This window comes from Massilia sp. LXY-6, assembly GCF_051233485.1.
Classification (GTDB): domain Bacteria; phylum Pseudomonadota; class Gammaproteobacteria; order Burkholderiales; family Burkholderiaceae_D; genus Telluria.
In genome coordinates this window covers 20247-33880 of the sequence record NZ_JBKFGF010000042.1, presented here as the reverse complement: position 1 = coordinate 33880, position 13634 = coordinate 20247, and the positions used below count along the sequence as shown (strand labels likewise).

Genomic DNA, 13634 nt, shown 5'->3' with positions numbered 1-13634 from the left:
GATGGATCTCCTAATGCCGCTCGACCCAGCGCAGGGCGCCGAGCGCGAGCAGCAGGAACAGCACGCTGGGCGCGGCCGCCGTCATGAATGGCGGCCAGGTCGACAGCATGCCGATGTGCGAGAACAGGTTGTTAATGAGCAGGAAGCTCACGCCGATCATGATGCCGACGAAGATCTTGAAGCTGACCCCGCCGCTGCGCACCTGCAGGTAGCCGAACGGCAGCGCCAGCGCCATCAGCACGAAGATCGACAGCGGATCGATCAGCTTGCGCCAGAAGGCGATCTTGAAGCGCTCCGTCTCCTGGCGATTTTCCGCAAGGTGACGCGTATAGACCGCCAGTTCGTTGGCCGACATGCGTTCCGGGTCCGAGCGCGACACCGCCAGGATCTTCGGCGTGATCTCCGATTCCAGGTCGAGGGTCGGCAGCTTGCGCGTGCTGACGGCGGCGGTCTCCTGGCCGAAGCTGTTCTGGATGGTCTGGCCGTTCGGCAGCGGTGCGCCGGGTGCCGGCAGGGTCCGGCTGTTGGTGAACTGGGTCTCGGTCACGTTCTGCAGGCGCCAGGTATGGTCGCCGCCGAAGACGGCGCTGGCGGCCGTGATCAGGGCGCGCATGCGCATGTTGTTGTCGAACTCGTACAGGCGCACGTCGGCCAGCTGGCCGTCCGGGCGGATCTGGCGCGCGTTGAAGAAGCGCGAGCCGGTGACCGGGCCTTTCGCGCCGCCCTCGTGGATGGTGTCCTTGGTCCACATTCCGGAGCGGAATTCGGCGGACAGGGTCGCCCCCTTGGCCGACAGGCGCAGGCGCTCGGCCAGCGGCGCGGTGCGCGGCGTGATCAGTTCGCCGAAGATGAAGGTGATGACGACGAACACGATGCCAATCTTGAACAGCATCCAGACCGCCATCCGGGTCGTCATCGAGGACGCGCGCATGATCGTGAATTCCGAGCTCTGGGCAAACTGGGCCATCGTGTAGATGGTGCCGATCAGGGCGGCGATCGGCATCACGCGGTACATATTACCCGGCACCAGCATCAGCACGTAGAGCAGCGCGTGCTGGAGCATGTAGCCGCCCTTGCCTACCGAGGGCAGCTCGCCGGTCAGGTCCATGAAGGCGGCCAGGGCCAGGAAGGCGACCAGCACGAAGGCCACCGCCTGAGCGATGTTGACGAAAAAGTAGCGCTCCAGGATCTTCATTTCGCGCCCTCCCTGGCGGCGGCGCTTTGCAGGAGGCGGCGGCGCTTCCAGGCGTTCGCCAGCAGCAGCGGGTGCCAGCGGTGGTGGATGTTCAGGCGCCAGGCGAACAGGCCCAGCGCGGCCAGCAGCACCAGCGCGTGCAGCGGCCACCAGGCGGCGCCGAAGCCGAGCTTGGCCTGCTTGACGGCCTGCTCGGCCGCCTTGGTCAGGTTCAGGTAGGTAAAGAAGATCAGCAGCGCCAGGATCAGGTTGGCCGAGGCGCCGGCGCGCGGATTCACGAAGCCGAGCGGGATCGCCAGCAGCATCAGCACCACGCACATGATCGGCCAGGTGATGCGGTACTGCAGTTCGGCATCCGCATATTGGTTCTTGGGCATCGCGAGCAGCGCCGCCGTCGACAAGCCCTCGACCTTCAGGTCGCCCATGACCGGCGCCTGCGACCCGACCCGCATGCGGTAGCGCTCGAATTCCATCGACTGGAAGTCCGGCTTGCCGGGCGTGCCCTGGTAGCGGCGGCCGTTTTTCAGCACCAGGTATTGGCCGCCCTTGCCGTCCGGTTCGATCTGGCCTTCCTTGGCGACCACGGTGGTGTTCACGCCGCTGTCGATGGTGTTGACGAATACGTTCTGCACCACGGTCGACGAACGCGCAGCCGAGCTTTCGACGAAGAACACGCGATCGGCCGCTGCCGATTCGCGGAACTGGCCGGGCGCGACGCGCTGCAGGTCTTCGCGCTTTTCGAAGCGCTCGGTGAACTCGTTGCTCTTGAGCTGGGCCCACGGTATGCCGACCAGCGAGATGACCGCCACCACGATCGCGATCGGCAGGCCGAAGCTCAGTACCGGCGCGATCCAGCGCGTGAGCGACTGGCCGGAGGCGAACCAGACGACCATCTCGGAATCGCGGTAGCTGCGCGTGACCACCACCAGCACCGAAATAAAGCTGGTGAGGATCAGGATAGTTGGCAGATAATTCAGCACCGCAAAAGCGATCAAGGCCAGCACGTCGCTGGACGCGACCTTGCCTCCCGCCGCCTTCCCGAGGATGGTGATCAAGGTCCAGGTGACGAGGATGGAAAACAGGACGGTGAAGGTTGCGCCGGCGACGCTGGCCAATTCACGCTGTAGGGCGCGTCGGAAAATCATTCGATAGTTATAATTGCAGGTTAGGCAGGCAGGCGCGCGTCGACCACGCGGATGTCGCAGCCTCGGATAGACAAACGGAGAACCAAATGGACTTTAGCATAAAAGCATTCGACACAAAAAACACGCTGGCGGCAGCCAAATCGGGCTGCATCGCAGTGGCGGTGTTCGAGAACAAAAAACTGTCGGAGGCGGCCAAAGCCCTCGACCTGAACGGCGAGATCGCAGCCGCCGTCAAGTCGGGTGATATCTCCGGCAAGGCCGGCACCACCTTGCTGCTGCGCGGCGTGGCCGGCGTGAACGCCGCCCGCGTTCTGCTGGTGGGCATGGGCCTTGATGAAGCTGTCAGCGAGAAGAGCTTTGCCGGCGCCGTCACCGCCGCCCTGAAAACCTTCTCCACGCTGGGTGCTCAGGATGCCATTATCGCATTCCCGCTGGAGAATGTGAAAGAGCGCGACCTGGCCTGGGCGATCCGCAGCATCGTGGTTGCCGCCAACGAAGCCGAATTCCGCACCGACGCACAAAAGAGCAAGAAGGACCCGGCCCCCACCGGCGTGCGCAAGCTGGCACTGGCCGTCCCCCAGGCTACGCCGCAAGTGAAGGCCGTGCTGGCACAGGCCCAGGCGATCGCCAACGGCATGAACCTGACCAAGGAACTGGGCAACCTGTCGCCTAACGTCTGCACCCCGACCTACCTGGCCAACACCGCCAAGAAGCTGGCCGCCGACTACGGTTTCGACATCGAAGTCCTGGAGCGCAAGCAGCTCGAGGCCCTGAAGATGGGCAGCTTCCTGTCGGTCACCCGCGGCAGCGAGGAAGCGCCCAAGTTCATCGTCCTGAAGCACAACGGCGGCAAGAAGAACGAAGCCCCGGTGGTCCTGGTCGGCAAGGGCATCACCTTCGACACCGGCGGCATCTCGCTGAAGCCGGGTCCGGGCATGGACGAGATGAAGTACGACATGTGCGGCGCCGGCTCGGTGCTGGGCACCTTCCGCGCGATCGGCGAGATGGGCATCAAGCTGAACGTGGTCGGCATCGTGGCCGCCTGCGAGAACATGCCGTCGGGCCGTGCCACCAAGCCGGGCGACATCGTCACCGCGATGAACGGCACCACCATCGAGATCCTGAATACCGATGCCGAAGGCCGCCTGGTCCTGGCCGACGCCCTGACCTACGCCGAGCGCTTCAAGCCGGCCGCCGTGGTCGACATCGCGACCCTGACCGGCGCCTGCATCGTCGCCCTGGGCCACCACAATTCGGGCCTGTTCACCCGCCACGACGACCAGCACAACGCCCTGGCCGACGAGCTGATGGACGCCGGCAAGCAGACCGGCGACACGGCATGGCGCCTGCCGATCGGCGAGCAGTACAACGAGCAGCTGAAGTCGAACTTCGCCGACCTGGCCAACATCGGCAGCCCGGGCGGCGCTTCGTGCACTGCAGCCGCCTTCCTGGAAAACTTCACCCGCAACTACGCCTGGGCCCACCTGGACATCGCCGGCACCGCCTGGAAATCGGGCGCTGCGAAAGGCGCGACCGGCCGTCCGGTGCCGCTGCTGACGACCTTCCTCCTGAATCGCGTGTAACCCACGCCTGGGGCAGGAACGAAAACGGACGCCATGAAAAGCGTCCGTTTTTCATTTGTGCGTGGCAGTCAAAAGATCGGCGTGCCGGCAACGGTTTCGGCGGATCCGGACTCGCCGGCCTTCGGCGCATGCATCGACACGGTCAGCGTGGCGGGATAGGAATAGCCGTTCTGGACGACATTGCCCAGGCCGGCGCTGATGAGGAGGTTGCCGATCAGGCGGTTGCGGTCGTAGCGCGCGTCCCAGCGCTCGTCGGCGCTGCCGATGCCTTCGCGCTTGCAGCTGACGGCCAGCGGCTTGCCGCTGCGGACGATCGTCACCCGTCCGGGCGCGACGACGAACCAGCGGCCGGCATCGTTCGCCAGCAGGCAGCCGACACCGGCGACTTCGCGGTGATCGAGGATGGCATGCACTTCCACCTGCTGCGCGGTGGGGTCGTCGTCGACGGCCGTGACGCAGCCGGCGAGGCCGATGCCGCACGCCAGCGCCAGCGGCGCCGGATAAAAAAATCTGTTCATGCGCTGTTTACGGCAGCGCGGGCGCGGACATGAGCGCAAAGCGCGGCACGCGCACGCCGTCCACTTCGACCGTTTCGAAAAAGACGTCTTTCGGCCGCACCCAGCTCGCGCCGTCCTCGCCCCGGTAGACGATCACCGGGGTATGGTCCGCCTCGAGCACGGCCTCGCAGACCAGCTCGTAGACCCCGCCCTTGTAGTGGCGGTAGCGCATCAGGTCTGTGCTTCGACCTGGCGGCTCTGGCTCTGGCTTTGGCTCTTTTTCTTCAGGTTCTGGATGACACGCACGAGGCCCTCGACGCCGGCGCTCTCGTCGAGCTCGCTGAAGGCATCCAACACCTCGTTCAGTACGCGGTTGCGTACCGCGGCCTCGTCGGCCAGCATGACCGGGGCCTTGTCCTCGCTCGGCGCGAATTTCTGCGCCTGCTGGGCCTGCTGCGCATCGGCAGCTTTGGCGCCATGCGTCAGCGCGGCCTGCCAGATCAGCCAGCGGCGCTGGGTTTCGTACACCAGATATTCTTCCGGCTTGTCCTCACGGCGCCGGACAATGTGGCCATCGCGTTGGGCCCATGCTTCGAATGCTTGACGCATTGCTGTCCTTTACAAAAGCTGTGTGCAAATCCTGCTTTCGGATCCGCGATCGTTACACACCTGCCAGCGGCCGAATAACGGGATCCGACCCAGGCAACCCTATCAAAGCAATGAATTGCCAAGAGATACTTGACTTCAAAGAAATATACAAATATTACAAGTAGAATTGGCGTACTGCAACATTTTCTTCCTGAAGGGAAAAAGATACGTAATCGTTCTCCCCCTTGCCGCGATTGTTACATATTGTCACAGTTCAGACGAGTTTGCCAGAGCTGGAATATGTTTTTCTTACTAAGCAATAATTCTACGACATCAACGTTGCAATTTGTGCAAATATTTGCAACTGTGTACCGGTAACGACCATTTAGGCCCATGGAACGCCATAAAACAACAGGCTGGCGGCCTCGACTGCCATGCAATAATGGCGGTCTTGCCATACCAGTCCACACGATTCATGAAGATAGCTACCTGGAACGTCAACTCGCTGAAAGTACGTCTGCCGCACCTGCTGCAGTGGCTCGCCGCCAATCCCGTCGACGTGCTCTGCATTCAGGAGACCAAGCTCACCGACGATAAATTCCCGGTCGCCGAGATCAACGCGGCCGGTTACGAGGTCGTGTTCAGCGGCCAGAAGACCTATAACGGCGTGGCCATCCTGGCCCGGCACCCGCTGAGCGACGTCGTGCGCAACAACCCGCGTTTCCCGGACGAGCAGCAACGCCTGATCGCCGCCACCGTGAACGGCGTGCGCATCATCTGCGCCTACGTCGTGAACGGCCAGGCGGTCGGCTCCGACAAGTATACCTACAAGATGGCCTGGCTGGCCGCCTTGCGCGAGTGGGTGCAGGAAGAGATGGCGGCGCATCCCGACTTTGCGATCCTGGGCGACTACAACATCGCGCCGGACGACCGCGACGTGCACGATCCGGAGGCATGGGCCGGCCAGATCCACTGCTCGGAGCCGGAGCGCGACGCCCTGCGCGCGCTGTTCGGCCTGGGCCTGACGGACGCCTTCCGCCTGTTCGAGCAGCCGGAAAAACAGTACAGCTGGTGGGACTACCGCCAGATGGCTTTCCGCCGCAACCGCGGCCTGCGCATCGACCACATCCTGCTGTCGCCCAGCCTGGCGCAGCGCTGCACCGCCTGCACGATCGACCGCGATCCGCGCAAGTGGGAGCAGCCGTCCGACCACACGCCCGTCATCGCCACCCTCGGCTAGCGCAGGCCCGCGACCATCAGCATCGGCAGGATCCCGGCGCCATCGATCGGCTTCGAGAACAGGTAGCCCTGGGCGAGGTCGCAGCCGTGGCCCAGCAGCAGCGCGAGCTGGGCCTCGGTCTCCACCCCTTCCGCCACCACCGACAGCTGCAGGCTGCCGGCCAGCGCCATGATCGCGGCGACGATCGCCCGGTCTTCGCCGCTGCTTTCCAGGTCGCGCACGAAGGCGCGGTCGATCTTGATCTTGTGGACCGGGAAGCGCTTCAGGTAGGCCAGGCTCGAATAGCCGGTGCCGAAGTCGTCGATCGACAGGCGGATGCCCATCGCCGATATCTGCTCGAGCGTCTCCAGGGTCTGGCCGCCGTGCTGCATCAGGGCGGTCTCGGTGATCTCGAATTCGAGCATGGCGGGGTCGATCCCGGTCTGCCCGACGATGCGGCGGATCGACTCGATCAGGCCGCGGTGCATGAACTGGCGCGCCGACAGGTTGACCGCCAGCGGTACCGGCCGCAAGCCGGCGCGCCACCACGCCATCGCCTGTTCGCAGGCGGCGCGGATCACCCATTCGCCGACCGGCACGATCAGGCCGTTCTCCTCCAGCATCGGGATGAAGTCGTCGGGCGCGACCAGGCCGTGGCCCGGACGGCGCCAGCGCAGCAGCACTTCGAGTGCGCGCACGGCGCCGTCCTGCGTGGCGACGATGGGCTGGTAGAACAGCGTGAACTCGCGGCGTTCGAGCGCGCCGCGCAGGCTGGTCTCGAGCTCGAACCGGCGCGCCGCCGCCACGTTCATGCGCTCTGCGAAGAACTGGTAATTATTGCGGCCGGACGCCTTGGCGTGGTACATCGCGGCGTCGGCCTTGCGCATCAGGGTCTCCAGGTCCTCGCCGTCGTCCGGGCACAGGCAGATGCCGATCGAGGGCGAGATGTGCAGGTCGCGGCCCTCGAAGCGGACCGGCTCGGCCAGCGCGGCGATGATCTTGTCGCCGACCAGGGCGCACTGCCCGGCCTCGCGCACGCCCGGGACCAGCACCACGAACTCGTCGCCGCCCAGGCGCGCCACGGTGTCGACCGCGCGCACCACGCGGCACAGGCGGTTCCCGACTTCCTTCAGCAGGTGGTCGCCGGTCAGGTGGCCGAGCGAATCGTTGATGGTCTTGAAGCGGTCCAGGTCGATGAACAGCACGGCCAGCTTGTGGCCGTCGCGGCACGCCGCCAGCATCGCCCGGTCCAGGCGCTCCGAGAGGAGTGCCCGGTTCGGCAGCCCGGTCAGGGCGTCGTGGTAGGCCATGTGGTGGACCCTGGCCTCGGCCTGGCGCCGTTCGACGATCTCGGCCTGCAGCAGCCGGTTCGCCCCCGCCAACTCGGCGGTGCGCTCCTGCACCCGCACTTCGAGCTCGTCGCGCGCGCGGCGCAAGGCGTCGGCCGCCTCGCGCTGGTCGGTCACGTCGTCGACCAGCCACACGCTGCGGCCGCTGCGCTGGGCCAGGTCGAAGGGACGGCCCGACAGGCGCGCCCAGAAGCGCGTGCCGTCGCTGCGCGCCAGCTGGTATTCGGCCATGTGCACGCGCCCGGCCGCGAAGTCGGACTGGGTCTGGCGGCGGGCCTCGTCCCAGGTGGCGGTATCCGGGTAGAGGTCGCGCACGGTGGCGCCGTCGATCGCGCCGCTCGGGTAGCCGAACAGCTCCTCCATCTTGCGGTTGCAGCGCAGCGTGCGGCCGCGCTCGACCACCGCGATGCCCAGCACCGCGTTGTCGAGGATGGCCTGGTTCTCCAGCACGGCGTTGCGCAGCGATTCCTCGTCGCGCTTCTGGTGCGTGCGGTCCTCGATCATCCAGATCACGCCCTGCGACGGCGCTTCGCGGTTGACGGCGTAGCCGATCACCTTGACCCACATCGGGGTGCCGTCCTTGCGCACCATGATGTCCTCGCCGAGGAAAGGCTTGCCCTGCCCGATCACGCCGTAGGCCATCGCGCCCAGATCGAGATAGGCCTGCTCGCTGGTGAACAGGATCCGGGTCGATTGGCCCACCGCTTCGTCTTCCTCGTAGCCGAGCATCCGGTCGAAGCAGCTGTTGCAGCGGGTGATGACGCGCTCGCGCGTGAAGAAGATGCCGATCGAGGCATTGGTCATGATCGCCTGGACTTCGGTCAGGGCGCGACGCGCCTCGGTCACGTCCTCCAGGATCCAGATCGTGCCAGCCTCGCGCGAGCTCATGTCGACCGCCTTGGAGCGGATGCGGCACCAGATCAGCGAGCCGTCGCGATGGCGCAGCTGGATCTCGGCCTTTTCGAACAGGTCGCCGTTGGTGAGGATCGGGATGGCTTCGCCGGTGAAGGCGTCGTACTCCGCCTGCGAGACGAAGAATTCGGCCGGGCTGCGGTTGACCAGCTGCTCGGGCTCGTAGCCGAGCATCTGGGCCATGCGCGGATTGCAGGACTTGACCAGGTGCGGCAGGGTCACGACGATGCCCACCGGCGCGTGTTCGAGCACCGCCGCCTGCTCCAGCAGGGTGCTGCGCGACACGCCCTCGGTGCCCCGGCCCGGGGCCGGCACGTCCGCCTCGCCGAAGACGAAGGTGGCGCCGGGAATGCCCGCATGCGGCGGCAGGGGCAGCGCCCTCACCTCGACCGGTACTTCCTTGCCGCCGGCCGCCAGCATCCCGTTCCAGCGCCGCTCGGCCGTCAGCGCCAGCCCGGCCTCGCAGGCCGCCTGTCCGGCGCAGTCCTGGCTGAAGAGAGCCGGCAGCGTCAAGCCTTCGAGCGGCGCGCCGAACAGGCGCTCAAGCGCATCATTGGCCGCCCATACCATTCCCAGCGCATCGCAGGCACATGCGGGAGCCGCAATGAGCCCCAGCGCCTCGGCCACCAGGGCCGGTTTGCTCGTTACACGATCCATCCCTGTTCCAGTCTTTGGGTCCGTCCGAGGAACCTCTTTTCACAGGGGGATCATAAACCAAAATTTACCGAAAATAACGAACAGGCAAAAAAAAGCCCGCCGTGCGCGACGGCGGGCCGGCGCTGCATCGCGTGTCAGAAGGTGTCGCCGGGGATGCGTACCCAGCCTTCCATCAGCACCCGCGCGCTCCTGCTCATCACCGCCTTGGTGACGATCCAGTCGCTGTCGACCACTTGCGCCTGGGCGCCCACGCGCAAGGTGCCGGACGGGTGGCCGAAGCGCACCGCTTCGTGCGCGCGGCCGCCGGCGGCCAGGCTGACCAGGGTGCCGGGGATCGCCGCCGCGGTGCCGATCGCCACCGCGGCCGTGCCCATCATCGCGTGGTGCAGCTTGCCCATCGAGAGCGCGCGTACCAGCAGGTCGATGTCGTCCGCCTTGACCTGCTTGCCGCTGGAGGCGAGGTAAGCGGCAGGCGGGGCGACGAAGGCGACCTTCGGCGTGTGCTGGCGCCGCGCCGCCTCTTCCACATGCGAGATCAGGCCCATGCGCATGGCGCCGTAGGCGCGGATCAGCTCGAACATCGCCAGCGCCTTCGGGTCGCCGTTGATGTCGTCCTGCAGCTCGGTGCCCTTGTAGCCGATGTCCTGGGCATTCACGAAGATGGTCGGGATGCCGGCATTGATCATCGTGACCTTGAGCGTACCGACGCCCGGCACCTCGAGTTCATCGACCAGGTTCCCGGTCGGGAACATCGCATTGTTCCCCCCCGCGCCGGTCTCACCTTCGGCTTCGGCCGCCGGGTCCATGAACTCGAGCTGGACCTCGGCCGCCGGGAAGGTCACGCCGTCCAGCTCGAAGTCGCCGGTTTCCTGCACCTGGCCGTTCCTCACCGGTACGTGGGCGACGATGGTTTTACCGATGTTGGCCTGCCAGATGCGCACCGTGACCGTGCCGTCCTGCGGAATGCGCCCGGGGTCGATGAAGCCGTTGGCGATCGCGAAGGGGCCGATCGCGGCCGACAGGTTGCCGCAGTTGCCGCTCCAGTCGACGAAGGGCTTGTCGATCGAGACCTGGCCGAACAGGTAGTCGACGTCGTGCTCCGGCTTCGTACTTGTCGCCACAATCACGGTCTTGCTGGTGCTGGAGGTGGCGCCGCCCATGCCGTCGATCTGCTTGCCGTAGGGGTCGGGGCTGCCGATCACGCGCAGCAGCAGCTTGTCGCGCGCCTCGCCCGGGACCTGCGCGGCTTCGGGCAGGTCCTGCAGGCGGAAGAACACGCCTTTGCTGGTGCCGCCGCGCATGTAGGTGGCGGGGATTTTGATTTGGGGGATGTGTGCCATTACGCAGCCACCTTCGTGGTCGCCAAGAAGTCCTGCGCAAACCGCTGCAGCACGCCGCCCGCCTCGTAGATCGACACTTCTTCCGCGGTATCCAGGCGGCAGGTCACCGGCACCTCGATGGTCTCGCCGCTGCGGCGATGCACCACCAGGTTCAGCACCGCGCGCGGCGTGCGTTCGCCCATCACGTCGAAGGTCTCGGTGCCGTCGATGCCCAGCGTCAGGCGGGTCGTGCCCGGCATGAACTCCAGCGGCAGCACGCCCATGCCGACCAGGTTCGTGCGGTGGATGCGCTCGAAGCCTTCGGCCACGATGGCCTCCACGCCCGCCAGGCGCACGCCCTTGGCCGCCCAGTCGCGCGAGGAACCCTGGCCATAGTCGGCGCCGGCGATCACGATCAGCGGCTGCTTGCGTTCCATATAGGTCTCGATCGCTTCCCACATGCGCGTCACCTGTCCCTCCGGTTCGATGCGTGCCAGCGAGCCGGCGCGCACGCTCCCATCCGGGTTGCGCACCATCTCGTTCTTCAGCGTCGGATTGGCGAAGGTCGCGCGCTGCGCCGTCAGGTGGTCGCCGCGGTGGGTTGCATAGGAATTGAAGTCTTCTTCCGGCAGGCCCATCTTGTGCAGGTATTCGCCGGCCGCGCTGTCCATCATGATGGCGTTGGACGGCGACAGGTGGTCGGTGGTGATGTTATCGCCCAGCACCGCCAGCGCGCGCATGCCCTTCATCGTGCGTTCTCCGGCCAGCGCGCCTTCCCAGTACGGCGGACGGCGGATATAGGTGCTCATCGGGCGCCACTCGTACAGCGGCGACACCGCTTCCGCCGCCGTCTCCTGGCGCGCGAACATCACGTCGTAGACATTGCGGAACTGCTGCGGCTTGACCGATTGCTCGACCACGGCGTCGATCTCGGCGTCGCTCGGCCAGATGTCGGCAAGCCTGATCTCGCGGCCGGCGGCGTCCACGCCCAGCACGTCCTTCTCGATGTCGAAACGGATCGTGCCGGCGATCGCGTAAGCCACGACCAGCGGCGGCGAGGCCAGGAAGGCCTGCTTCGCGTACGGGTGGATGCGGCCGTCGAAGTTGCGGTTGCCGGACAGGACGGCGGTCGCGTACAGGTCGCGCTCGACCACTTCCTTCTGGATGCTTGGGTCGAGCGCACCCGACATGCCGTTGCAGGTGGTGCAGGCAAAGGCGACGATGCCGAAGCCCAGCTGTTCCAGCTCCGGCAGCAGGCCCGCTTCTTCCAGGTACAGCGCCACCGCCTTGGAGCCCGGCGCCAGCGAGCTCTTGACCCACGGCTTGCGCAGCAGTCCGAGCCTGTTGGCGTTACGGGCGATCAGGCCGGCCGCGATCATGTTGCGCGGGTTGTTGGTATTGGTGCAGCTGGTAATCGCCGCGATGATCACGGCGCCGTCCGGCATCAGGCCGGGCTCGTTGTCGACCCGCTTTTCGGCAGGAATGGCGATGCCCTGAGCGGCCAGTTCCGAGGTCGGCACGCGCTTGTGCGGATTGGAGGGTCCGGCGATGTTGCGCACCACGGTCGACAGGTCGAACCGGAGCGTGCGCTCGTACTCGACCTGCTGGAGCGTGTCGGCCCACAGCCCGGTTTCCCTGGCATAGGTCTCGACCAGTTTCACCAGCTCGTCGTCGCGGCCGGTGAGCTTCAGGTACTTGATGGTCTGCTCGTCGATGGCGAACATGGCGGCGGTCGCGCCGTATTCCGGGGCCATGTTCGAGATCGTGGCGCGGTCGCCCAGGGTCAGGTTCGAGGCGCCCTCGCCGAAGAATTCCAGATAGCTTGATACCACCTTCGACTTGCGCAGGAACTCGGTCAGCGCCAGCACGAGGTCGGTGGCGGTGATGCCGGGCTGCGGTTTGCCGGTCAGCTCGACGCCGATGATGTCCGGCAGGCGCATGTAGGACGCCCGGCCCAGCATCACGCTTTCCGCTTCCAGTCCGCCCACGCCGATCGCGATCACGCCCAGCGCGTCCACCATCGGGGTGTGCGAATCGGTGCCGACCAGGGTGTCCGGGAAGGCCACGCCATCCTTCACCTGGACCACGGGGCTCATGCGCTCCAGGTTGATCTGGTGCAGAATGCCGTTCCCCGGCGGGATCACGTCGACGTTCTGGAAAGCCTTCTTGGTCCACTCGATGAAGTGGAAACGGTCTTCGTTGCGGCGGTCTTCGATGGCGCGGTTCTTCTCGAAAGCGTCGGGATCGAAGCCGCCGCATTCGACCGCCAGCGAGTGGTCGACCACCAGCTGGGTCGGCACCACCGGGTTGACCAGGGCCGGGTTCCCGCCCTGCAGGGCGATGGCGTCGCGCAGGCCGGCCAGGTCGACCAGGGCGGTCTGGCCGAGGATGTCGTGGCAGACCACGCGCGCCGGGAACCAGGGGAAATCGAGGTCGCGCTTGCGTTCGATGAGCTGCTTCAGCGAGGGCACCAAGGCGACCGGCTCGCAGCGGCGTACCAGGTTTTCGGCCAGCACGCGCGACGTGTACGGCAGGCCGTCCCAGGCGCCCGGCTGGATCTCTTCGACCGCGGCCTTGGCGTCGAAGTAGTGCAGATTCGTCCCATGCAGGGGTTTGCGGTATTGGCTGTTCATGATGTTGGTGAATCCAATAAGAGTTGGCGGTACTGCTTGGCGTAGTACCTTCCGTCGTGCAGAAAGGCGCCCGGCTCGAGGCCGAACTGCCGGAATCCGAAGGCGTCGTAGAGCTGCTGCGCGCGCGTATTGCCTTCGTGGACCGTCAGCGTGATCTGGCGGATGGTCCCAAGTGAGCGAGCGAATTCGATTAGATGAGCAAGGAGTGCGCTGCCGATGCCGCGTGCCTGCTTGTCCGGGTCGACCACCAGCGCGTTCAGGCTGGCGGAGTGGCGGATCTTGCGGCCTTCCTGCGTGCGCAGGCAGACCGCGCCGGCCAGCGCGCCGCCGTCGAAAGCGCCGAACCAGTACTCTCCCTCCTTCGCCAGGCGCTTTTCGGCCCAGGACAGAGGCTGCTGCAAGGCCTCCTCATAGTCCGGGCGGAAGGCGTGCGGAAAGGCGCGCAGGCCGGCCAGGCGCAGCGAACGGTAGGCCGGCGCGTCGGGTGGACCGAGGCGCCGTACCGTGAACTGCGAAGGCGGCCGGCCGCTCATGGCC

Annotated in this window: 11 protein-coding genes; 2 read left to right on the top strand and 9 right to left on the bottom strand. The window is 66.1% G+C overall.

Annotated features, from left to right (window positions below; genetic code table 11):
- Positions 1-10: 10 nt before the first annotated feature.
- Positions 11-1195: an LPS export ABC transporter permease LptG gene (gene lptG, locus ACI48D_RS18885; protein ID WP_435572785.1), complete on the bottom strand. Its 1185-nt coding sequence runs from the start codon at positions 1193-1195 to the stop codon at positions 11-13.
- The gene (gene lptF, locus ACI48D_RS18880; RefSeq protein WP_435572784.1) at positions 1192-2340 is read right to left on the bottom strand and encodes an LPS export ABC transporter permease LptF; all 1149 of its coding nucleotides are present in this window, start codon (positions 2338-2340) and stop codon (positions 1192-1194) included. The genes lptG and lptF overlap by 4 nt, the downstream gene beginning before the upstream one ends.
- 86 nt (positions 2341-2426) lie before the next feature.
- On the opposite strand from lptF, the gene ACI48D_RS18875 reads away from it, so the two are divergent.
- Positions 2427-3923 (top strand): leucyl aminopeptidase, encoded by a 1497-nt coding sequence (locus ACI48D_RS18875; protein WP_435572783.1) that lies wholly within the window; start codon positions 2427-2429, stop codon positions 3921-3923.
- 68 nt (positions 3924-3991) lie between these two features.
- Here the strand turns inward: ACI48D_RS18875 and ACI48D_RS18870 are convergent, their stop codons facing one another.
- Genes ACI48D_RS18870 through ACI48D_RS18860 form a run of 3 tightly spaced genes read right to left on the bottom strand, consistent with a single transcriptional unit; the run spans position 3992 to position 5029 of the window.
- Positions 3992-4441: a hypothetical protein gene (locus tag ACI48D_RS18870; protein WP_435572782.1), complete on the bottom strand. Its 450-nt coding sequence runs from the start codon at positions 4439-4441 to the stop codon at positions 3992-3994.
- 7 nt (positions 4442-4448) lie between these two features.
- A complete protein-coding gene (locus tag ACI48D_RS18865) occupies positions 4449-4652 on the bottom strand; it encodes a DUF1653 domain-containing protein (RefSeq protein WP_435572781.1) in 204 nt (67 codons plus the stop codon).
- Complete coding sequence (locus ACI48D_RS18860; RefSeq protein ID WP_435572780.1) at positions 4652-5029, bottom strand: hypothetical protein; 378 nt, start codon at positions 5027-5029, stop codon at positions 4652-4654. The genes ACI48D_RS18865 and ACI48D_RS18860 overlap by 1 nt, the downstream gene beginning before the upstream one ends.
- A gap of 454 nt (positions 5030-5483) precedes the next feature.
- On the opposite strand from ACI48D_RS18860, the gene xth reads away from it, so the two are divergent.
- Positions 5484-6248 (top strand): exodeoxyribonuclease III, encoded by a 765-nt coding sequence (xth, locus tag ACI48D_RS18855; RefSeq protein WP_435572779.1) that lies wholly within the window; start codon positions 5484-5486, stop codon positions 6246-6248.
- On the opposite strand, the gene ACI48D_RS18850 is transcribed toward xth, so the two are convergent.
- The 4 genes from ACI48D_RS18850 to ACI48D_RS18835 all read right to left on the bottom strand — a co-directional run bounded on the left by ACI48D_RS18850 (position 6245) and on the right by ACI48D_RS18835 (position 13630).
- Positions 6245-9145 (bottom strand): EAL domain-containing protein, encoded by a 2901-nt coding sequence (locus ACI48D_RS18850; RefSeq protein WP_435572778.1) that lies wholly within the window; start codon positions 9143-9145, stop codon positions 6245-6247. The genes xth and ACI48D_RS18850 overlap by 4 nt on opposite strands.
- Positions 9146-9279: 134 nt before the next feature.
- The gene (gene prpF, locus ACI48D_RS18845) at positions 9280-10485 is read right to left on the bottom strand and encodes a 2-methylaconitate cis-trans isomerase PrpF (RefSeq protein ID WP_435572777.1); all 1206 of its coding nucleotides are present in this window, start codon (positions 10483-10485) and stop codon (positions 9280-9282) included.
- Positions 10485-13097 carry a Fe/S-dependent 2-methylisocitrate dehydratase AcnD gene (gene acnD, locus ACI48D_RS18840; RefSeq protein WP_435572776.1) on the bottom strand — a complete coding sequence of 871 codons (2613 nt, stop codon included), beginning with the start codon at positions 13095-13097 and terminating at the stop codon, positions 10485-10487. The genes prpF and acnD overlap by 1 nt, the downstream gene beginning before the upstream one ends.
- Positions 13094-13630: an N-acetyltransferase family protein gene (locus ACI48D_RS18835; RefSeq protein WP_435572775.1), complete on the bottom strand. Its 537-nt coding sequence runs from the start codon at positions 13628-13630 to the stop codon at positions 13094-13096. Before ACI48D_RS18835 ends, acnD begins: the two co-directional genes overlap by 4 nt.
- Positions 13631-13634 lie beyond the last annotated feature (4 nt).